The 20,229-nt window shown below is 74.3% G+C and carries 17 protein-coding genes; 4 read left to right on the forward strand and 13 right to left on the reverse strand.

Features of this window, described 5'->3' with window-relative positions:
- Positions 1 to 130 precede the first annotated feature (130 nt).
- Positions 131 to 892 carry a dihydrofolate reductase family protein gene (locus FHG10_RS10060; RefSeq protein WP_152353156.1) on the forward strand — a complete coding sequence of 254 codons (762 nt, stop codon included), beginning with the start codon at positions 131 to 133 and terminating at the stop codon, positions 890 to 892.
- Between the two features lie 45 nt (positions 893 to 937).
- On the opposite strand, the gene FHG10_RS10065 is transcribed toward FHG10_RS10060, so the two are convergent.
- Positions 938 to 2,344 (reverse strand): alpha/beta hydrolase family protein, encoded by a 1,407-nt coding sequence (locus tag FHG10_RS10065; protein ID WP_152353157.1) that lies wholly within the window; start codon positions 2,342 to 2,344, stop codon positions 938 to 940.
- Between the two features lie 99 nt (positions 2,345 to 2,443).
- On the opposite strand from FHG10_RS10065, the gene msrB reads away from it, so the two are divergent.
- The 3 genes from msrB (at position 2,444) to FHG10_RS10080 (ending at position 4,984) form a co-directional block, all read left to right on the forward strand.
- Positions 2,444 to 2,866, forward strand: coding sequence for a peptide-methionine (R)-S-oxide reductase MsrB (msrB, locus tag FHG10_RS10070; RefSeq protein ID WP_152353158.1), 423 nt, complete (start codon positions 2,444 to 2,446; stop codon positions 2,864 to 2,866).
- Between the two features lie 134 nt (positions 2,867 to 3,000).
- Positions 3,001 to 3,609 (forward strand): DUF3000 domain-containing protein, encoded by a 609-nt coding sequence (locus FHG10_RS10075; RefSeq protein ID WP_152353159.1) that lies wholly within the window; start codon positions 3,001 to 3,003, stop codon positions 3,607 to 3,609.
- Positions 3,610 to 3,613: 4 nt separating this feature from the next.
- Entirely contained in the window at positions 3,614 to 4,984 is a 1,371-nt protein-coding gene (locus FHG10_RS10080; RefSeq protein ID WP_152353160.1) for an HRDC domain-containing protein, read from the forward strand.
- A gap of 49 nt (positions 4,985 to 5,033) precedes the next feature.
- Here the strand turns inward: FHG10_RS10080 and FHG10_RS10085 are convergent, their stop codons facing one another.
- From FHG10_RS10085 to FHG10_RS10140, 12 genes are all read right to left on the reverse strand, one after another.
- Positions 5,034 to 5,612, reverse strand: a complete 579-nt coding sequence (locus FHG10_RS10085) for an NUDIX domain-containing protein (RefSeq protein WP_152353161.1) — start codon at positions 5,610 to 5,612, stop codon at positions 5,034 to 5,036.
- A 5-nt stretch (positions 5,613 to 5,617) separates the two neighbouring features.
- Positions 5,618 to 7,336, reverse strand: coding sequence for a CTP synthase (locus tag FHG10_RS10090; RefSeq protein WP_227488176.1), 1,719 nt, complete (start codon positions 7,334 to 7,336; stop codon positions 5,618 to 5,620).
- Positions 7,337 to 7,627: 291 nt separating this feature from the next.
- Positions 7,628 to 8,755: a glycosyltransferase gene (locus tag FHG10_RS10095; RefSeq protein WP_227488163.1), complete on the reverse strand. Its 1,128-nt coding sequence runs from the start codon at positions 8,753 to 8,755 to the stop codon at positions 7,628 to 7,630.
- Positions 8,752 to 10,392: a murein biosynthesis integral membrane protein MurJ gene (murJ, locus tag FHG10_RS10100; RefSeq protein ID WP_152353163.1), complete on the reverse strand. Its 1,641-nt coding sequence runs from the start codon at positions 10,390 to 10,392 to the stop codon at positions 8,752 to 8,754. Before murJ ends, FHG10_RS10095 begins: the two co-directional genes overlap by 4 nt.
- Positions 10,389 to 11,261 (reverse strand): hypothetical protein, encoded by an 873-nt coding sequence (locus FHG10_RS10105; protein ID WP_152353164.1) that lies wholly within the window; start codon positions 11,259 to 11,261, stop codon positions 10,389 to 10,391. The genes murJ and FHG10_RS10105 overlap by 4 nt, the downstream gene beginning before the upstream one ends.
- Positions 11,258 to 12,289, reverse strand: a complete 1,032-nt coding sequence (locus FHG10_RS10110) for a copper transporter (RefSeq protein ID WP_152353165.1) — start codon at positions 12,287 to 12,289, stop codon at positions 11,258 to 11,260. Before FHG10_RS10110 ends, FHG10_RS10105 begins: the two co-directional genes overlap by 4 nt.
- Before the next feature lie 12 nt (positions 12,290 to 12,301).
- Positions 12,302 to 13,483 (reverse strand): putative cytokinetic ring protein SteA, encoded by a 1,182-nt coding sequence (steA, locus tag FHG10_RS10115; RefSeq protein ID WP_152353166.1) that lies wholly within the window; start codon positions 13,481 to 13,483, stop codon positions 12,302 to 12,304.
- Entirely contained in the window at positions 13,480 to 15,222 is a 1,743-nt protein-coding gene (gene recN / locus FHG10_RS10120; RefSeq protein ID WP_152353167.1) for a DNA repair protein RecN, read from the reverse strand. The genes steA and recN overlap by 4 nt, the downstream gene beginning before the upstream one ends.
- Before the next feature lie 12 nt (positions 15,223 to 15,234).
- Entirely contained in the window at positions 15,235 to 16,179 is a 945-nt protein-coding gene (locus tag FHG10_RS10125) for an NAD kinase (protein ID WP_152353168.1), read from the reverse strand.
- Positions 16,176 to 17,171, reverse strand: a complete 996-nt coding sequence (locus FHG10_RS10130; protein WP_152353169.1) for a TlyA family RNA methyltransferase — start codon at positions 17,169 to 17,171, stop codon at positions 16,176 to 16,178. Before FHG10_RS10130 ends, FHG10_RS10125 begins: the two co-directional genes overlap by 4 nt.
- A complete protein-coding gene (locus tag FHG10_RS10135; protein WP_152353170.1) occupies positions 17,168 to 18,163 on the reverse strand; it encodes an HAD-IIA family hydrolase in 996 nt (331 codons plus the stop codon). Before FHG10_RS10135 ends, FHG10_RS10130 begins: the two co-directional genes overlap by 4 nt.
- On the reverse strand, positions 18,160 to 19,236 hold the full coding sequence (locus FHG10_RS10140) for a tetratricopeptide repeat protein (RefSeq protein ID WP_152353171.1): 1,077 nt from the start codon (positions 19,234 to 19,236) through the stop codon (positions 18,160 to 18,162). Before FHG10_RS10140 ends, FHG10_RS10135 begins: the two co-directional genes overlap by 4 nt.
- Positions 19,237 to 20,229: the final 993 nt, after the last annotated feature.

The following is a 20,229-nucleotide window of genomic DNA, read 5'->3' on the forward strand; positions in this document are numbered from 1 at the left end:
ATCGCGCGTCGGCCCGGCCGTGCTCGGGTCCGGGGTGCTCGGGTCCTGGTGCGCGTCGGCTCGCGGGGCCGGCGCGGGTGCGGGATGATCCGGGGGCACGCAGTGCCCGCACGACGAGAGGATCGAGGCCATGCAGCTGCTCTGGGACGACGGGCGCGCGCTTGCCGCGCCGCGCGAGATCACCGAGGACGCCGCCGGCGCACGCGCGCTCGCCGAGGTCTACGCGTACCCCGCGGACCGCACGTGGGTGCGGGCGATGATGAACACGACGATCGACGGCGCGATCACCGGTTCCGACGAGACCAGCGGTCCCCTGCGCAATCCCACCGACTCCTTCGCCTTCGGCGTGCTGCGCGCCCTCACCGACGTGGTGCTCGTGGGCGCCGAGACAGTGCGGGTCGAGGACTACCGCCGCCCCCAGGGCCGCTCGGACCTGCTCGCCCCGTCGCTGCGGCCGGCCGGGGGCGAGCGCCCGGCCCTGGCGATCATGTCGCAGTCCGGTCGGCTGCCCGCGAGCATCGACCCCGCGTGGCCGACGTACCTCGTGACCGACGCCGCGCACGGCGAGCGGGCACTCGCCGCGAGTGGTCTGCCCGAGAGCAGTCTGATCCTCGCGGACGACCCGGAGGGCATCCGCCGCGCCCTCGCCGGCTTCGGGCACCGCGGGATCCAGCTCGAGGGCGGCCCGAGCGCTCTCGCGCGCTTCGCCGGTTCCGGGGAGCTCGACGAGCTGTGCTTCTCGGTGACCCATCGGACGGTCGGAGGGGACGCCTCCCGGGTGATGCGCGGCGTCGACGCGGAGGGCGAGTGGGAGCTGGGCTCCCTCACGGTCGGCGCGCACGCGACGCTCTCCCGCTACGTGCGCGACCGGACGGTGCGAGACCGGGCCTGATCCCGAGGATCGGCCCGAGCGCGGGGCCGGCCCCGCGCGCACGGGTCACACCCGTGCGCCGATCGACCCCTCGAAGGGCGCGGCCGCGGGGTCGCGCACGGGCAGCTCCATGGCCTCGACGTCGACGTCCAGGTCCAGCAGGTCCACGAGGTGGTCCGCGAGCAGACGCTCGTACTGGGCGGGATCGCGGTTCCACTCGCGCGTGTGGCTGGCGCCGGCGAAGGGCACGAACTCCACGAGGTCGGGGCGCAGCGCGGCCAGGCGGGCGCTCGGCGCGGGCGGCACCGTCGTGTCCTCGAGGGCGTGGATGAGCAGGGTGCGGTGACGCAGGTGCTGCGCGTAGTGCTCGGCGCGCATCTCGGCGAGCGCGAGCGGCTCGTGCAGGCGCACCAGGCGCGCCCCGAGCGGGCTCGTCATCATCCACAGGGCCAGGCGCCGCATGGGCGCGGGAGCGCGCAGCGCCGTCGCGTGGTAGGTGAGGATGTCCTGCCAGTCCACGGCCGGCGAGTCCAGGACGAGTCCGGCGATCGCCTCCGGGTGCGCGGTGTGCACGGAGGTGCGCAGCGTGATGCCGCCGCCCATCGACCAGCCCATGAGCACGATCCGGCGCGCGCCGTGGGCGAGGGCGTACTCGATGCCCGCCTCGGTGTCCTCCCATTCGTCCAGGCCCAGATGGTGCATCCGATCGGCCGACGCGGGCGATCCGAGATCGTTGCGGTAGGTCAGGGCGAGGCTGGTCAGGCCCAGCTCGTGCAGCAGCGACATGACGCGCAGGGCCTCCCCGCGCGTCGCGCCGTGACCGTGCGTGAGCACGGCCCAGGTGTCGCCCGTCGGCCCCGCTGCGCCGTCCTCCCGCGAGGCGGCGTCCCCGCTCGAGGCACCGGGACCCTCCTCCGAGGCGTCGGGCCGCCCCGGCACCAGCCACGCCGGCATGGGGCCGACGGGCGAGGAGACCTCGACCTCCCGGGTGGGCAGGCCCAGGGACGTCTCGGGCGTGCCGGGCCAGAAGAAGCCGTCGAGGCCGACGGGTCCGATCCCGATCGGCTCGTCGGTGTCGCGGGCGAGGATCGGGCGGGAGACGGTGGTGGGCGTCGGCTCGCCGTCGACCGGGCCGAGGCGCACGTGGACGGCGCCGCCGGAGCGGCGCAGGGCGATCACGCCTCCGCGGACGGCCTCCGCCGTCCGGTCGAGGTGCACACGGTCCGGATACGCGGCGCGCACCACCTGGTCGACCTTCCCCCGCTGCGACGTCTGCGGGGTCAGCGGGACCCTCGCGAGCAGCCGGGCCCCCGCCGCGAGCGCCCCTGCGCTGAGGGCGAACGCACCGAGCGCGCCGACGCCGCCGACGGCGAGTGCCCGGCCCCATCGCCCCAGTCCACGAGCCGCGTCGCGCCCGCCGGGCGCCTCCTCGGGGCTGGTCGCGCGGGAGCCGAGGGAGGTGAGGCGCATCATGACGCGCAGTCTACGTCCGCCGTAGGATCGCGGGTGACGCCGCGGGTCCGAGGCGATCCCCGCCCCACCCGTCGGCACCCGAACCCGGAGGTATGAGCCATGAGCACCAAGCCCATCGGAAGCGGTCACTACGCGATCGAGCTGGACGACGCCGCGTGGCGGGAGAGGCTCTCGCCGGAGGAGTACCAGGTGCTGCGCCAGGCGGGCACCGAGCGGCCGTTCAGCGGGGAGTACGAGGAGGTGCGCCCGGCCGGGACCTACGCGTGCCGAGCGTGCGGGGCAGTGCTGTTCCGCGCCGACGAGCAGTTCGACGCGCACTGCGGCTGGCCCGCCTTCTGGGCCCCGCAGGACAGCGACGCCGTGGAGCTGCTCGAGGACGCCTCGATGGGCATGGTCCGCACCGAGGTGCGCTGCGCGAACTGCGGCTCGCACCTGGGCCATGTCTTCGAGGGCGAGGGCTTCGCGACCCCCACCGACCAGCGCTACTGCATCAACTCCCTGAGCCTCGTCCACGAGGACTGAGGCCCGCGCGAGGAACCCTGCGGGGCCCTCCGCACGCCCGGCCGACGGGGCGACCGGAGGCCGGGCGGAGGTCGTCGGCGGGTCGACGGCGCGCCTCGGTCGCTGGTGACGGGTCGGGGGCTAGGCTCACGGCCGTGCCCGTCCACCAGTTCCCCGCCGCCGCCCGCGCCTTCAGCACGGCGATCGAGGAGATGACCCGTGCGCCCCTGCGTCCAGAGGTCCACTGGACCTCGATCCCCGCTCCCGGCCGGATGGCCCCGCACACGTGGGCGGCCAACGGCGAGGTGATCCTGCACGACGAGGAGGTCGCCAGCGGCCGCCTGGTGGTCCTGCACGATCCCGCGGGCGAGGAGGCGTGGAAGGGCGAGTACCGGATGGTGGTCCTCGTCCAGGCCCAGCTCGAGCCCGAGTTCGCGATCGAGGCGATGCTCGGCGACGTCGCCTGGTCGTGGGTCACCGAGTCGCTCGAGCTGTTCGATGCCGAGTCCCGCGAGCTCGGGTGCACCGCCACCCGCGTGGTGTCCCAGAGCTACGGCGCGCTCGCCGGGCGCCCCTCGACCGTCGACGTCGAGATGCGCGTGTCCTGGACGCCGACGAGCTCCGAACTGGCCCCGCACTTCGCCGCCTGGACGGCGATGCTCGCGGCGGCCGGCGGTCTGCCGCCCGCTCCCGCCCAGGTGGCGCCGCTCGTCCCCTCCCACCGCGCCCGCCCGCGGCAGGGCTCGGCGAACGAGGAGGACTGATCCCATGAGGACCCGCAACCGCTCCGCCGCCCGCGCCCGACGCACCGAGGACGGCGTCCCCGCGGACGGCGCGACCTCGCCGCGCACCGCGCCGACGACCGCCACCGGCACGACGGGCACGGGCAAGGCCGCCACGGGCGCGACCGGCGACGGCCTCGGCGCCGACTCCCCCGCGATAGAGCCGACCCCTCTGGGCGCCCCGCGCGACGGGCTGGTCCCCGTGATCGATCGCATCCAACCGCTGCTGGAGTGGTGCGAGCGCGCCGCGAGCGCGCCCGAGGAGCCGATCGCTGTCGACGCCGAGCGGGCCTCCTCCTACCGCTACAGCGCCAAGGCCTACCTCGTGCAGATCCGCACCGAGGCGGCGGGAACGGCCCTCATCGATCCCACGGCCTTCACCCTGCCCACCACGTTCGTGGAGCTCATGAACTCCCGCGAGTGGGTGCTGCACGCCGCCACCCAGGACCTCCCGAGCCTGGGCGAGCTGGGTCTGCGCCCCGCGTCGCTGTTCGACACGGAGCTCGCCGCGAGGCTGCTGGGCATGCCCCGTGTGGGCCTGGGCGCAGTCGTCGAGGACACGGTGCACCTGCGCCTGGCCAAAGAGCACTCCGCCGCGGACTGGTCCAAGCGCCCGCTGCCCGAGCCGTGGCTCGTGTACGCGGCCCTGGACGTCGAGGTCCTCGTCGAGGTGCGCGACATCCTCGCCGCACGTCTCGAGGAATCGGACAAGACCCGCTGGGCGCGCGAGGAGTTCGCGCACGAGGCCGCCCATCCCCTGCCCGCCGCGCGCGCGGAGCCCTGGCGGAAGCTGCACGGACTGGGCGCCCTGCGCACCCCTCGCCAGCTCGCGGCCGCCCGCGCCATGTGGGAGCGGCGCGACCGGATCGCCCGTGAGCAGGACCTCTCCCCGCACCGCGTGATCAAGGACCGCGCGATCGTCGACGCCGCGAAGGTCGCGACCGCCTCGCACACAGCCTTCCTCGCCGCCCTGCCCAAGCCCATGCACGGCAAGGAGACCTGGTGGCAGGCGGCGCGCGCGGGCGCGAACCTCCCCGAGGCGCACCTGCCCCCGCGCTCGGAGCCCAGCTACCCGCCGCCCCACAAGCTCTGGTCCAAGAAGTGGCCCGAGGTGTGGGAGCGCTACCTGCCGATCCGCGAGGCGGTGGCGGAGCGCGCGGAACAGCTGCACGTGCCCTCGGAGAACCTGCTCACCCCGGGCCTGCTGCGCCAGTGGGTCTGGGAGCACGAGACTCCCGGCGACGCCGAGGAGATCCGCGCCGAGCTCTCGGGGCTCGGCGCCCGCGAGTGGCAGGCGGAGATCGTCGCCCCCGTCCTCGCCGCCGCGCCCACGGCGTCGAACACGCCCACCGAGTAGGACCCCGGGGCCGGCTGCCGGCGCGCGGCCGGCACGCGCCCGAACGGTCTCAGACCCCGAGGGCCGCGACCGCGAGCACCGCGGCGACGAGGGCCGCGTTGGTCAGGCGGCCCGCGCGGATCGCATCGAGCACCTCGCCCAGGCGGACCCAGCGCAGCTCGATCTCCGACTCCTCGTCCTCGCGCACGAAGTCCGTGGCGGCCTCGCCGATGCCGGTCGCGAGGAAGATCCGGATGCGTTCGCTCGAGCTGCCGGCCGAGGGATGGATGTCCAGCAGGTGCCGGAGGTGCTCGGCCCGGTGGCCGGTCTCCTCGATGAGCTCGCGCCCCGCGGCCTGCATCGGGTCCTCGCCCTCGTGGTCGAGCAGGCCCGCGGGCAGCTCCCAGAAGGTGCGCCCCGCAGGATGGCGGTACTGGCGGATGAGCAGCACGCGCGCATCGCGCACGTCGCTCGCGCCCTCGTCGTCGAGCGCGAGCACGGCGGCGGCGCCGGTGTGGGCGATGTACTCGCGGGTGAAGCGGACACCGGGGGCGAAGTCGACCTCGTCGCGGAGCACGTCCCAGATCGCGCCGCGGTAGGCGGTGCTCCGGGAGAGGACCGGACGTGCGCCGTCCTCGTCCCGGAGCATCCCTGTCACTCCCCGGCCTCGTCGGCCCCGTCGGACTGCACGGCGGGGTCCGCGCCGGATCCCGTCTCGCCGGACTCCTCGGCCCCGCGCTCGGCGGGGACCTCGAGCAGGCGGGTGGCCTTCTGCAGGTCGACGGCGGCGCCGATCAGGCCCGCGAAGAGCGGGTGGGGCCGGGTGGGGCGCGACTTCAGCTCGGGGTGCGCCTGGGTGCCGATGTAGTACGGGTGCACCTCGGAAGGCAGCTCGACGAACTCGACGAGGGAGCGGTCCGCGGAGACGCCGGAGATCACCAGGCCCGCCGTCTCGAGGTCCTTGCGGTAGGCGTTGTTCACCTCGTAGCGGTGGCGGTGGCGCTCGGAGACCTTCGTGGTCCCGTAGGTGCGGGCGGCGAGGCTGCCGGGGGTGAGCTCGTGGTCGTAGGCGCCCAGGCGCATGGTGCCGCCCAGATCGCCCGCGCCCGAGACGATGTCGGCCTGCTCCGCCATGGTCGCGATCACAGGGTGCGCCGTGTCGGCCTCGAACTCGGTGGACTGCGCATCGGCCCAGCCCAGCTCGGTGCGGGCGTACTCGATCACCATGCACTGCATGCCCAGGCACAGGCCGAGGGCCGGGATGCCCTTCTCACGGGCGAAGCGCAGGGCGCCGACCTTCCCGTCGACGCCGCGGATGCCGAAGCCGCCGGGCACCACGATCGCGTCGAGGTCCTTGAGGGCCGCCTGGGCGCCCTCGGGGGTGGAGCAGGCATCCGACTCGACCCAGGAGATCTTCACGCGGGCGTCGTGGTGGAAGCCTCCGGCGCGCAGCGCCTCGGTGACCGAGAGGTAGGCGTCCGGCAGGTCGATGTACTTGCCCACGAGGCCCACGGCGACCTCGTACTCGGGGTGGTGGACGCGCTCGAGCAGCCCGTCCCACAGCGACCAGTCGACGTCGTGGCTGAGGAGGTCGAGGCGGCGGATCGCGTAGGCGTCCAGGCCCTCGTCGTGCAGCACGTGCGGGATGTCGTAGATCGAGGGCGCGTCCGGGCAGGTGACGACGGCGTCCAGGTCCACGTCGCACATGGAGGCGATCTTCGCCTTCACCGAGGCGGGCAGGGCGCGGTCGGCGCGCAGCACGATGGCGTCGGGCTGGATGCCGATCGAGCGCAGGGCCGCGATCGAGTGCTGCGTGGGCTTGGTCTTCAGCTCCTGGCTGGGGCCGATGAAGGGCACCAGGGAGACGTGGACGAAGAACACGTTGTCGCGGCCGACGTCCTGGCGGACCTGCCGGGCGGCCTCGAGGAACGGCTGGGACTCGATGTCGCCGACGGTGCCGCCGATCTCGGTGATGACCACGTCGACCTCATCGCTCGCCTGAGCGCGCATCGACTCCTTGATGGCGTTCGTGATGTGCGGGATGACCTGGACGGTGTCGCCGAGGTACTCGCCGCGGCGCTCCTTGGCGATGACGCCGGAGTAGACCTGGCCGGTGGTCACGTTGGAGTCGGCCGAGAGGTTCTCGTCGAGGAACCGCTCGTAGTGGCCGATGTCGAGGTCCGTCTCGGCGCCGTCCTCGGTCACGAAGACCTCGCCGTGCTGGAACGGATTCATGGTGCCCGGGTCCACGTTGAGGTACGGGTCCAGCTTCTGCATGGTCACCCGCAGGCCGCGGTTCTTCAGGAGCATCCCGAGCGAGGAGGCGGTCAGCCCCTTGCCGAGGCTCGAGACGACGCCGCCGGTGACGAAGATGTGCTTGGTGGTGCCGGGATTCCGGAAGGGCTTCGCTGCCGGGCCGGAGCCGGGGCGGGCGGTCGATGCGGACGGGGTTCGCGGGGGGTTCACGCTGCTGTCTGCCACGGAGTCCCAACCTAGCATCGAACACCCCCTCGGCGCGCCCGACACCCGCGGATGTGCGAGGTGTTCCATGCCGGTGGCGACGCGCGGCCCCGCCGCGAGCGCCGAGGAGGACGCTGGATGCGAGCGTCCGACGGCGCCGCCGGACGTGTCGCCGACGGCCGTGTCGGGGCGCCGAGGGCCGCGTCAGGGCAGGGAGATCCGCAGGACCTGCGTGAGCTGCGCGAGCAGGTCGTCGGGGCCGCTCAGCTCGCGGGAGCGCTCGCGGGAGGCCTGCTCGGCGCTCCCCCGCGTCTCCTCCTCGCGCAGGGACGTGATCGCCCGGGCGAGAGCGGCCGGATCTCCGACGGGGACGAGGTGCGCCGCCCGGCCCGTGACCAGGCGGGTGCCGCCGGCGTCGGTCGCGATGATCGCGCGACCGGCGCGCAGGGCCTCCTGCAGGAACACCGGCTGGCCCTCCCACAGCGCCGAGGAGACCACGAGGTCGCAGTCGGCGAGCAGGTCCGGCACGTCCTCGCGCCTGCCGAGCAGCTCGACGGGAAGGTGCTCGGCGCGGATGCGCCCGTTCAGGTGCGACGCGAGGGGCCCGTCCCCCGCGATCCGCACGCGGAGCCCGGGAGCGGCCGGGGAGGCCTCGGCGACGAGCAGGACCAGGGCGTCCAGGAGGTCGTCGAGCCCCTTCTGCGGGGCGAGACGGGCGACGACGAGCACGTCGAGCGCGTCGAGCACGCCGTGACCGCCAGGCTCGTCCCGGGCGGGACCTGCCGGCACGTCGGATGCGGCGCCCCGCGCGGCGGCGTGCGCCTCGGGCCCCGGCGTCGCGGGGATGAGGGCGTGCTCGACCTCCGGGACGCCCCGCACGAGCGGGTCGAGGTCCGGGGACACGGTGAGGACGGCGTCGGCTCGAGAGCGGATGACCCGCAGCAGCAGGCGTCCCATGGCGCGCACCGCACGCGGGCCGACGACGCGGTTGTGCAGCGTCACCACGAGGCGGGGTCCGCGGCCGCGCAGCCCGCGGGCGAGCGCGGCGAGCGCCCCGGCGCGGAGCCCGTGGGCATGGACCGCGTCGACCGCGGTTCGGGCTCCGGCCCCGCGCATGCGCGCGCGCAGGGTGCGCACGGTGCGGACGTCCGCCGGCGCGGGGCGCGAGGAGATCCTCACGTCCGTCTCGGGCAGCTCGACACCGGCCTGCGCGAGCACGGCGCGCTCCATCCGCACGTGGGCCGCCAGTCCCCCGCTCGCGGTGGGCTCGACGATCAGCACGCGGGGCGCGGGGCCGACGGAGGGCCGCTCGGTCTCCTGCGTGCGCCTCACGCCTGCTCCGTGCGCCCGCGGCGCAGGCGCGCCAGCAGCGAGGCCGCGGTCCGACGATCGGCGAGGGCCATGGCGGCGAGCGCGAGCACCATGCCGGTGCCGCCGGTGAGCACGCCGATCAGCACGCACAGCACCTCCGATGTCCCCTGGTCCACCATCGCGCGCCCCAGGAGCAGCCCTGGGATGGCCGCGGCCACGGAGACCACGGCGCCGATCGGCACGACGCGCACCAGGGGCGCACCGCCCTCGACGCCCTCGAGGAGATCCGCGACCCGGGCCAGGCCGGTGATGCCCGAGACCCACATGCCCGCGCTCAGGGCGAAGGCGAAGGCCGTCGCGGCCACGGCCGCGCTGCCGGAGTTCGAGAGCACCGCCACGACCACGATGAGTATCCCGCCCACGACCCAGCCGACGGAGCCCACGAGCAGCGCGTCCCGCGCCCGCATCGCCGCGGACAGCACGCGGGTGCACTGCATGGTGATCGCGTACGGCAGCAGCCCCACGGAGAGGGCGGCGACGACCGCGCCGACGCCGACCGCGCCCGCGCGGTCGATGTGGTGGAAGAAGGCCTCGAGGGCCGGGCCGGCGGCGAACAGTGTCGCCGCGCCCACGGTCCCGATCACCACGACCGAGCGCAGCGACGCGCGGGCGGTGACGGCGAAGCCCCGCAGATCCCCGACCAGGCGCTGCTCGGACAGGTGCGGGAACACGCTCGTGATCAGCGGGACCACGAGCACGGCGTAGGGCAGCAGGTAGATCGCCTGCCCGTACTGGAACACGGGCAGGGTGCCGGTGCCGCCCGTGCGCATGGCCAGCAGCAGCACGAGCGCGAGGGCGAGCTGCTGCGCGCCGACGGCGCCGAGCCCGGCTCCCGCGAGGCGCACGGCCCTGCTGCCCATCCCGGCGGGCATCCGCAGGGTGGGGCGCAGGCGCAGCCCGGCGCGTGCGGCCGGCACGAGCACCGACAGCGCCATCACGACGACCCCGGCGGTGGTGCCCCAGGCGAGCACCCCGTGCGCGAACGGGGAGATCGTCGAGGCCGTCGCCACGGCGGGCACCGCGGCCGCGTACACGCGGTAGGAGATGATCACGACGAGCGAGGACAGCAGCGGCACCAGGGCGGGCCACAGGAACCGCTTGCGGGCCTGCAGGTAGGCGCCCAGCACCACCGTCACCCCGTACATCGGCAGCTGCAGCGCGAAGATCCGCAGCATCGACGCGCCGAGCTCGACGACCGACTCGTCGGAGTCGCCGCTGGTGAGGACGAGCGAGGCGATCGGGCCGGCGAGCAGGCCGACGAGGAGGGCGAGCGGGATCGTGAGCAGGAGCATCCAGCTCAGCATCGCGGAGATGATGCCGTCGGCCCGTCGCCTGCCCTCCCCGGTCTCGTCGTTCTCGACCAGACCGGCCACGAGCGGGACCACGCTCGCGGCGAGCGCGCCGCCGGCGGCGACCTCGAACAGCAGGTTCGGGACGAGGTTCGCGCTCGAGTACGCGGTGCCGACGTCGCCGGCGCCCACGCTGGCGCCGAAGACGAGGTAGCGCAGGAAGCCGACGATGCGCGCGACGAGGGTGACCACGAGGATCACCGTCGCGCCGCGCACGATGACCCGTGCGGTCGAGGACGGGGCGCTCATGACGGACTGCTCCCCGCGTCCCCGGATCCCGTGGGATCGGGTGCGCGGCGCCCCCAGCGGTCGAGGCGGCGCAGCGCGGGCGTCGCGTCGATGACGGCGCTGAAGCTCACGCGCTCGCTCGCGAGGGTGAGGGCCCCGAGACCGCCGAGCACGAGGAGGCGGGGCCCGGTGGGGAGCCTGCGCGCGGCCGCCGCGCCCACGAGGGCGCCGAGGGCGTTGGCGCCCGTGTCGCCGAGCATGCCGCCCTCGGCGAGGTCGCCGGGCAGGGCCGCGAGCCCGGCGACCGCGGCGATCACGGCGAGGGTCCTCCCCTCCCGTGCGCGCGGACTGCGGGCGGGCGGGAGGGCGAGCACGAGCGCGCAGGCCGTGGTGGCCTTGAGCGCGCGCCCGGGGCGCAGGTCCAGGAGGTTCGCGAGGTTCGCGGCACCCGCGGCGACGCCCGCGTCGACCAGGGCGCCGGCCCCGGCGCCCGCCACGACGGGGAGGGCACGCGCGCCCGTCGGCGCTCCGGCGTCCGGACCGGGTACCCTCGCCGTGCGGACACGGGCCGCGGCGGCGTCGAGCAGGCAGACCACGGGGATGCCCAGCGCCTTCGCGGCACCCGTGGTCAGGCGTCCGCGGCGCAGGGCGCCGAGGTGGCCGCGCAGGCCCTTGGTCGGGGTGATCCCGCGGGAGCGCAGCCAGGGCTCGAGGACGTCGTCGGCGAGACCCAGTCCGCCGACGGCGGCGACGGCGAGCGCATCGCCGCGCAGACCGCGCGCGGCGAGAGCGGCCGCCGCTCCCCCGGCCACGGCGACGCCCTCCGCGAGGGTCACGCTGCGACCGGCGTGGTTCGTGCGGCGCAGGGCGCCGGAGATCCCGTCGGTCATCCCTCGCCTCCGTCGCTCGCGCCGGAGCCCGACGAATCCCCGGACCCGCCGCCGGACCCGCCGGGCACCTCCGGCACGCGGTCCTGGGCGTCGGCTGCGGTCCCGTAGCTCCCCTGCTCGCCGCGCACCTGCTCGGCGAGGGCGAGCACGGCGATCGTCGGCCCGTCGGGCTCCTGCAGGCGATCGCCGCTGGAGAGGTCGGTGAACCGCGAGTCCCCGCGCACCGTGCGCAGCAGGCCCGCACTGTCGTCGTTCGAGGGGGTCGAGCCCGAGACCACCGCGGGGACCTTCGCGGCGACCATGCGCTCGAGCAGTCCGGTCTGGGCCTCGAGCAGCATCTGGGCGCGCTCGGCGGCGGTCGAGGCGTCGTCCCCGCCCACGGTGAGGTCCGAGGGCGCGGCGCTCGCGAAGATCATCGAGTCCACGGGGGCGTCGGTGCTGCCGTCGACGTCGACGAGGCGGGCGTCCGTCAGCACGGCCCACAGCTGCTGGCGCTGCTCGTCGCCGATCGAGGTGTCGACGAGCAGGTGGCCGATGATCGTGGAGAGCGCACCGGAGCTGGAGTCGGTGTCGGACTCTGCCGCCGTGACGAGCGCGGCGTCCGCCTCGCGCAGGGAGTCGAGGGCCGTGGTGCGGGTGTCCTCCTGCTCGGGATCCCACAGGGAACTGTCCAGGCGCACGCTCAGCGGCGTGCCCGCGTCGGCCTCGTCCAGCAGGGAGTCGAGGGTGCTGACCTGGTTGCGCACCGAGTCGTCGTCGTAGACCACAGCGGTGCTGCGTCCGCTCAGGGTCCCCGCGACGAGGTCGGGCGAGGTCTGCGAGATGAACGCGCTGAGCTCGTCGTTCTGCGAGGTCAGCGAGTCGTTGGAGGTGCGCAGGTCGTCCTTCTCCTTGCGCAGCTGCTCGACCTGGCCGGTGAGCTGGGAGCCCAGGTTCTCGCGCAGCGGTCCGGCCCCGAGCACGATCCCCACCGCGAGGGCGAGGAACACGGAGATCAGGGAGACCAGGTGGTAGCGGAAGTCGATCACGGACCGAGGCTCCTAGGTTCCGGTGGCGGGTCGGGTCGCGAACAGGGAGGTGAACCATGAGATGGCGTCGTCCCATCGTGCACCGAGGATCTGGAAGAGCGCCTGTCCGCCGGGCGTGGCCCACATGGCCACGGAGAGGGCGAGCAGGCCGGCGACGGCCAGCAGCACGAGCTGCAGGGTGGAGATCCGCTGCCGGTAGAGCCGGGAGACGCCCTTGGCGTCCACGAGCTTGGAGCCCACGCGCAGCCGGGTGAGGAAGGTCGAGCTCATGCCGGCGCGTCCCTTGTCCAGGAACTCCTCGAGGGTGCCGTGGGTGCCGACGGCCACGATCACGCTCGCGCCCTTCTCATCGGCCAGGAGCATCGCGATGTCCTCGCTGGTGCCGGCGGCGGGGAACACCACGGCGTCCTCGGCGAGATCCAGTTCCGCCAGGCGCTCCATGCCCGGGGCGCGGCCGTCGCGATAGGCGTGGACGACGAGCTCGGCGCCCGATGCCAGTGCCCTGTCGGAGACGGAGTCCATGTCCCCGATGATCATGTCGGGCTTCCAGCCCGCCTCGAGGACCGCGTCGGCGCCGCCGTCGACGCCGATCACCACGGGGCGGTTCTCGCGCAGGAACGGGCCGAGCGTCGCGAGGTCCTCCTTGTAGTGGTAGCCGCGCACGACGATGAGGACGGGGCGGCGGTCCATGACGGTGCGCACCTCGGGCGCGCCGACGCCGTCCAGCAGCAGGTCCTTCTCCAGGAGCATGTACTCCAGGGTGTTGCGGGCGAACAGCTCGAGCTGCTCGGAGAGGCTCTCGCGGGAGGCCTCGAGGGAGGCGGCGATCGTGGCGGGGTCCTGGCGGGTGCCGCGCGCGAGCGTGCTCCCGCCTTCTCGGACGACGCCGTCGGCGACGGTGAGGCGGGCGCCCTCGCGGACCTTCTCGAACAGCTCGGGGCCGCAGTCGTCGACGAGCGCGATGCCGTGGTCCACGAGGATCTGCGGCCCGGCGTTCGGGTACCGGCCGGAGGTGGAGCGGGCGGCGTTGAGGACGGCAGCGGGCGCCTTCTCGACGAGTGCCTCGGCGGCGACGCGGTCGATGTCCTCGTGGTCGATGACCGCGATGTCGCCGGGCTCGAGGCGCTTGGTGAGGTCCTTCGTGCGCCGGCCGATGCGTGCGGTCCCCAGGACGGTGCCGACGGTCGTGCTCATCGCCCCTCCCCCGGCGCCTGTCCCCGTGCCGGCTCCTGCGCCGACGGGTCCGCCGAATCGTCGAGCAGCTCCCGGGCGTGGGCGAGGGCGAGCTCGCTGGTCTCCCCGGAGAGCATGCGGGCGAGCTCGCCGATGCGCCCCTCGCGGTCCAGTCTCTGCACGGTGGAGCTCGTGCCGCCGTCCTCGCTGTGCTTGACGATCTGCAGGTGGGTGGAGGCGTGGGAGGCGACCTGAGGGAGGTGTGTGACGACGATGACCTGCGCGTTCTCGGCGAGTCGCTGGAGGCGCTGGCCCACGGCGAGGGCAGCGCGGCCGCCGATGCCCGCGTCGATCTCGTCGAAGACGAACACGGGGGCGGCGGTGCGGTCATCGCGGGAGGAGCCGAGCGCGACCTCGAGGGCGAGCATGACGCGCGAGAGCTCGCCGCCGCTCGCGGCGGTCGCGACGGGCAGGTGGTCGGCGCCGGCGTGGGGCGCGAGGAGGAACGCCACGCGATCGCGGCCGTGCGGACGGGGCGAGTGCGGGGCGACCTCGACCTCGAGGCTCGCCTGCGGCATCTCGAGGTGGACGAGCTCGGACTCGACGGCGCGCGCGAGTCGCGAGGCGGCGTCGCCCCGGGCCCCGGTGAGCGCCTCCGCGGCCTCGTCGAGGGCGTTCTCGAGGCCCGTCATCTCCTCGCTGGCGGCGGACAGCTCGGTCTCGGCGCCGTCGAAGCGGTCGAGGTCGGCGGCGGCGGTGCGGGACCTCTCGAGCAGCTCGCCGATGGTCGCAGCGCCGCCGAGGACGGGCCCGAGGTCCCGCACCAGCGTGGTCACCTCGTGAAGGCGCTCGTTGGCCTGCTCGACGCTCCCGGGCGAGGCGTCGATGCCGTCCGCGTAGCGGGAGAGGTCGGCGGCGGCGTCGGAGAGCTCGAGGCGCAGGCTCTCGAGCCGGCCCAGGGTGCCCTCGAGCTCGGGGTCCGTGCCGGACGCGGTGCGCACCTGGTCGATCGCGAGGTCGAGGAGGGAGCCGGCCGCGGGGCCGTCGTCCTCTCCGAGCAGCAGCGTGGACGCCTGCTCGGCGGCGGCCCGGAGGTCCACGGCGTGGTTGAGCCTCTCGAGCTGGGCGCGCAGGCTCTCGTCCTCGCCGTCCTGCGGGTCGACCTCCTCGATGCGCTCGAGGGCCGTGCGCAGCTGGTCCCCTCGGCGGTCGCGCTCGGCGACGAGGTGCTCGAGCTCCTCGATGCGCCCGCGAAGCTCCTGGTGACGATCCCAGAGCTCGCGATGGCGCTGCAGCAGGGGGCCGACGGTCTCGCCGGCGAAGCGGTCGAGGGCCTCGCGCTGCTGGTCGGCCTCGCGCAGGCGGGCCTGGTCGGCCTGCCCATGGACGGTGACCGCGGAGCCCACGAGCCGGGCCAGCGTCCCGATCGGCACGGGCACTCCGCCGATCTGGGCCCGGGAGCGGCCGTCCTTGGTGACGCGGCGGACCACGAGCACCTCGCCGTCCTCGTCCTCGGCGCCGAGCTCGTCCAGGGCCGACTCCAGCTCGTCGTGACCCGTGAGCACGAGGGTGCCGTCGACGGTACCGGCGGTGCCCGCACGGCCGCGGTCCAGCCGCGCACCCAGCAGCATCGAGAGGCCGGTGACGATCATGGTCTTGCCCGCGCCGGTCTCGCCGGTCAGCGCGGTGAAGCCGGGGCCGAACTCGAGGGTGGCGTCGTCGATCACGCCGATGCGGCGGATGCGGAGGGTGGAGAGCACGGCGGCTCCCGCTCAGACGTCGCGGCCGACGCGTCCGCGCCAGCCCACGACCGGCAGCTGGAACTTCTCCACGAGGCGGTCGGCGAACGGAGTGGTGGTCAGGCGCACGAGCCGCACGGAGCGCGGGGAGAGCCGCCCCTCGACGCGCATGCCGGGGGTGATGTCGATGGTGCGGCGGCCGTCGAGGGTGAGCACTCCCTCGTCGCGGTTCTCGACGGTGAGCTCGATCGCCGCCTCGGAGGAGCGTCCCAGCACGAGGGGGCGCGAGAACAGGGCGTGGGCGGCGAGCGGGACGACGAGGAAGGCGTCCACCTCGGGCCAGATGATGGGGCCGCCGGCGCTGAAGCCGTAGGCGGTCGAGCCGGTGGGGCTGGTCAGCAGCACGCCGTCGCAGCCGAAGGAGGAGACGGGGCGGCCGTCGATCTCGATGACCACGTAGATCATCTTCTGGCGGTCGGCCTTCTCGAGGCTCGCGTCGTTCAGCGCCCAGTCGGTGTGGAGGATCTGGTCCTTGGGGCCGCGGATGACGATGTCGAGGGTCGAGCGCTCCTCGATGTCGTAGTCGCCGTCCAGCAGGCGCCGCACGGTCGTCGAGAGCTCCTCGACCTCGCTCTCGGCGAGGAAGCCGACGTGTCCGAGGTTCACGCCGTGCACGGGGATCTCGGCCTCGCGCACCACTTCGAGGGCGCGCAGGATGGTGCCGTCGCCTCCGAGCACGATGCCGAGCTCGACGAGGTCCGCCGCGGAGACGGCGTCCACGACGTCGACCTCCTCGGAGTCCAGGATGTCCAGGAGCCCCTCGGGCAGGCTCGCCGGCGGCGACATGCGGATCTGGTCGTACTGCTCGTCGGTGATGACGGCGCGCACTCCGCGGTTCCCGAGCTCGGCCAGGACTCTCATCAGCGCCTCGAGGGCGGCGGCGCGCCCCGAGTGCGCGTACAGCAGGAAGCGCCTCATGCTCGGCGGTCCCCTTCCCTCGTCCTCAGCTCGGTCCTGCGACCATCGGCCCGGCGCGGACCCTGGTCATGCTCCGTGACGTGCTCCGTGACCTGCCCGCGCCGACGTCCGGCGCGGGAGCCCGCGCGCGTACGCGGGAGCACCTGCTCGATCATGTCATAGGCGGCGCCCGGGATCCTGCGCGCCGCTCCGGCGGGCAGCGGATCCTCTGCACGCGTGTCCTCTGCGCGTGCGGGGACGTCGCGACGATGCAGGTGCAGGAAGTACTCGTGGTTCCCGTCCTGCCCCGGCAGGGGGCTCTCGGCGACGCCGCGCAGGTCGAGCCCGCGGGCGTCGGCCTCCTCGACGACGCCGAGCACGGCCTCGCGGCGCAGTGCGGGGTCCGCGACCACGCCCGAGCGCGGGAGCCTGCGGCGCCCGACCTCGAACTGGGGCTTGACCATGAGCAGCAGGTCGCCGCCGGGCGCGGTGAGGGCGGCGAGGTCCGCCATGAGGGTGACGAGGGAGATGAAGGAGAGATCGCCGACGACGAGCTGCGCCGGCCCGCCGACGTCCGCGGGGCGCAGTCCGCGGATCGACGTGCCCTCGTGCACTGCGACGCGCGGGTCCTCGCGCAGGCGCGGATGCAGCTGGTCGTGGCCGATGTCCACCGCACGCACCTCGCGCGCCCCACGCCGCAGCAGGACGTCGGTGAACCCGCCGGTGGACGCACCGGCATCCAGGCAGAGGAGTCCGCGAGGGTCGAGCCCCGCCGCGTCGAGCGCGCCCAGGAGCTTGTGGGCCGCCCGGGAGGCGTACTCGCCTCCCTCGGGGACATCGGTGACCTCGAGGAGGGCGTCCGCCGCGACGGCCGCGGAGGGCTTGCGGGCGGGTCGGCCGTCGACGCGGGCCCTGCCCTCCTCGACGATCCGGCGGGCGTGGGTGCGGGAGGACGCGAGGCCCGCGACGGCCAGTGCCACGTCGAGCCGCCGGGCTCCGCCGTCCGCGGTCACGAGTCCTGGATGCGCACCGCGCCGGGCAGGGCGCTCTCGGGCAGACGCGCCGCGAGCAGCCCGAGGGCCGCGGTGAGGGCCTGCGGGGTCCCCGTGCGTCCGGAGAGGACGAGGTCCTCGCCCTCGAGCCCGGCGGAGGCGGCTCCGCAGCGCGCCGTCGCGCCATCGACGACGGCCTCGGGCGCGGGGTCGGTGAGGGAGGAGAGGTCGGGCAGGATCCACGTCGGCCGACGGACGGGCTCGGCGCGCAGCGCGGTCTCGATGCTGTCGACGCCCGTGAGGACGAGAAGGGTGTCGATGCCGGCGCGGTTGCCGCCCTCGATGTCGGTGTCGAGGCGATCGCCGACGGCGAGGGGGCGCCGGGCTCCCAGCGCCTTCGCGGCGAGGGAGAACATGGCCGGCTCGGGCTTGCCCGCCACCAGCGGCGTGCGACCGGTGGCGTGCACGAGCGCCTGCACGAGCGCGCCGTTTCCCGGGGCGATGCCCCGTTCGGTGGGCAGGGTCGCATCCGTGTTGGTCGCGATCCAGGGGATGCCCCGTCGCAGCGCGTAGCCGCCCTCGGCGAGCTGGGCCCAGCCGAGGTCCGGGGAGAACCCCTGGACGACGGCCGCGACCTCGTCGCCGTCCTCGCGCACGGGGGTGAATCCCGCGGAGGCGACGGACTGCATCAGCCCGTCGGCGCCGAGCACGAGGATCGTGGAGCCGGCCGGCGCGTGCTCCGCGAGGAGCTGCACCGCGATCTGCGGGGAGGAGGCGATCTCCTCGGGTGCCGCCTCGACGTCGACAGTGGCGAGATGCGCCACGGCCTGCTCGGGCGTGCGGGAGGCGTTGTTGGTGACGAAGCCGATCTTCAGGCCCCGATCCCGCGCGGTCCGCACGGCCTCCGCGGCGTGCGGGATGGGACGTGTGCCGTGCATGAGGGTGCCGTCGAGGTCCAGGAGGAGGGCGTCGTACCGCTCGAGCATGGTGAGGTCGTGTGCGCGCGCGCTCATGCCTGCCGCTCCTCCTGCTGATCCGCCTGTTCGGTCACCGCAGCGTCGTCACGGGGATCCCTCGCCTCGTCCTGCGCGTCCGCCTCGGGCTTCTGCTCGTCGCCCTCGGGCTTCTGCTCGACGGCCTCGGGCTCGTGCTCCTGCTCGTCGGAGCCGTCGGCGTCCTCGAAGGCGTCGAGGACGCTGAGCTCCTCGGAGTCGTCCCAGGGCAGATCATCGCGCTCGGGCTCCGGCACGGGGCGGCCCAGGCGCTCGGCGGCGTCCGTCTCGTGGTCGGAGTCGGCATCGGCGGCCAGCGTGAGCCAGCGGTGCGCCTCGTCGCTGCGTCCGGCGCGCTCGAGGAGATCGGCGTAGGCGACCCACAGGCGCACCTGCCAGCGCCCGTCGACCTTGCTGCGCAGAGCGGGGATGTCGAGCGTGCCGAGGGCGGTCTCGATGTCCCCGGTGTCGGCGTACGCGCCGGCCACGACGATCATCAGCTCGATCGTCCCGGAGACGTCGAGCGTGGAGGCGTCCTCCGAGGCGGCGATCTCCAGCGCGCGCTCCGGACGGCCGATGCCGCGTTCGCAGTCGGCGAGCATCGGCAGCAGGTCCACGCGGCCGGATATGCGCATCGCGGTGCGGAACTCCCGAGCCGCAGTGCGGAACTCCTCGCTGCGGTAGGCGGCGATGCCGTAGATCTCCCGGGTGATGCCGACGCGTCCGCCGATGCTCGCGGCGAACTGGGCGTGAGCCAGCGCGAGAGGCAGGTCGTCCTCGTCGAGCGCGGCGATGGCGGCGACGAGGTGGCGGCTCGTGCGCTCCGCGGTCTCCTTGCGCAGAGAGCGGAGCTCGTCGGAGATGTCCCGGTCGAGCTCACGACCCGTGATCGCCTCGTCCAGAGCGGGCTCCGGCGGACGGGTGCTGCGCCGCGCTTCGCCCGGCCGCTGCGAGGAGGATTCCCTCGGGCCGCCGAACCGCCCGCCGCCGCGCTGGTCGCGATCGTGGCGAGGACCGCGCCGATCCTCGTCCCTGCGAGGGCTTCGCCGGTCGTCGTCCCTGCGGGGGCCTCGCCGAGCGTCATCGCGGCGCACGCGGCGGTCGCCGTCAGAGCGACCATCGCGGCGGCTTTCGTCACGACGGAAACTGCGCTTGTCGTCATCCCGGCGCGGACCGCGCCTGTCGTCGTCTCGACGTGAGGCGCGCGAGGGACCACCCTGGCGAGGGCCGCGCCGCTCGTCGTCGCGGGCGTAGCTCCGACGATCGCCGTCTCCGCGCTGTCCGGAACCAGTGCCCTCGCGACGGAACCCCCGCTGGTCGCCTTCACGACGAGGTCCGCGTCGGTCATCGCCGCTGCGGTATGAACCACCCTGCCGGTCCCCGCCCTGACCGCGGTATCCACCGCGACGGCCGGAATCCCGAGCAGGGCCCCGTCGGTCCTCCTGCCGGCGCTCATCAGAGCGATCGTTCGGACGCTGCGAACGCTGCCCGTCGCCCCGGCCGCCGTGGCGGGAACGGTCTGCTGCACGAGGCGGACGGCCCTGGTGCTCGGCGCGACCGGAGTGTCCACGGTCCTCGTGCGAGCCGCCCGATCGGCTCCCTGTGCTCTCGTCCGCCACGTTCTCCACCCTCGAAAGTCTCTATGAGTACTGCCTAGGGCTCACAGGCTAGGCGACGGCGGCACCAGCACCGAGGGTTCTCCCGTTCGCGGTGACTGACTCCACGGGTGGGAGAGCCCGCGGCGTGGCGCACGTCGCCTCAAGCCCTCACGGGACCTCCGACCGCCGGCCCACCGCGCGGTGGGCAGGGCCGTGGACGACAAGCACTTCCCGACCCGAGCGCCGTCGCAACACTGTCGAGTGGAGAGGCCCGGTCCGCGCAGGGCTGCAAGCTCATCGCCGAACGAATGACGACGAATGGACGAAGTTCCTGGTCGCCGCAGGGCAAGCACGGCCGTGCCAAGGGAAAGAGCGTATGGACGCAGAAAAGGCTTGTGGCTCGTCACCGCGCTCCACCCGGACCCGATCAAACGAGCCCGAGGAGCAGCTGGCAACGAGCCACAACCCTCATTCACAAAGAAGTCCGGC

This window comes from Brachybacterium subflavum (assembly GCF_009299795.1).
GTDB lineage: Bacteria > Actinomycetota > Actinomycetes > Actinomycetales > Dermabacteraceae > Brachybacterium > Brachybacterium subflavum.

Bases quoted from the DNA above. Each gene is read 5' to 3' on its own strand.
- FHG10_RS10060 (WP_152353156.1), top strand. From the start codon at position 131: ATGCAGCTGCTCTGGGACGACGGGCGCGCGCTTGCCGCGCCGCGCGAG.
- FHG10_RS10065 (WP_152353157.1), bottom strand. From the start codon at position 2,344: ATGATGCGCCTCACCTCCCTCGGCTCCCGCGCGACCAGCCCCGAGGAG.
- msrB (WP_152353158.1), top strand. From the start codon at position 2,444: ATGAGCACCAAGCCCATCGGAAGCGGTCACTACGCGATCGAGCTGGAC.
- FHG10_RS10080 (WP_152353160.1), top strand. From the start codon at position 3,614: ATGAGGACCCGCAACCGCTCCGCCGCCCGCGCCCGACGCACCGAGGAC.
- FHG10_RS10085 (WP_152353161.1), bottom strand. From the start codon at position 5,612: ATGCTCCGGGACGAGGACGGCGCACGTCCGGTCCTCTCCCGGAGCACC.
- murJ (WP_152353163.1), bottom strand. From the start codon at position 10,392: ATGAGCGCCCCGTCCTCGACCGCACGGGTCATCGTGCGCGGCGCGACG.
- FHG10_RS10105 (WP_152353164.1), bottom strand. From the start codon at position 11,261: ATGACCGACGGGATCTCCGGCGCCCTGCGCCGCACGAACCACGCCGGT.
- steA (WP_152353166.1), bottom strand. From the start codon at position 13,483: ATGAGCACGACCGTCGGCACCGTCCTGGGGACCGCACGCATCGGCCGG.
- FHG10_RS10125 (WP_152353168.1), bottom strand. From the start codon at position 16,179: ATGAGGCGCTTCCTGCTGTACGCGCACTCGGGGCGCGCCGCCGCCCTC.
- FHG10_RS10135 (WP_152353170.1), bottom strand. From the start codon at position 18,163: ATGAGCGCGCGCGCACACGACCTCACCATGCTCGAGCGGTACGACGCC.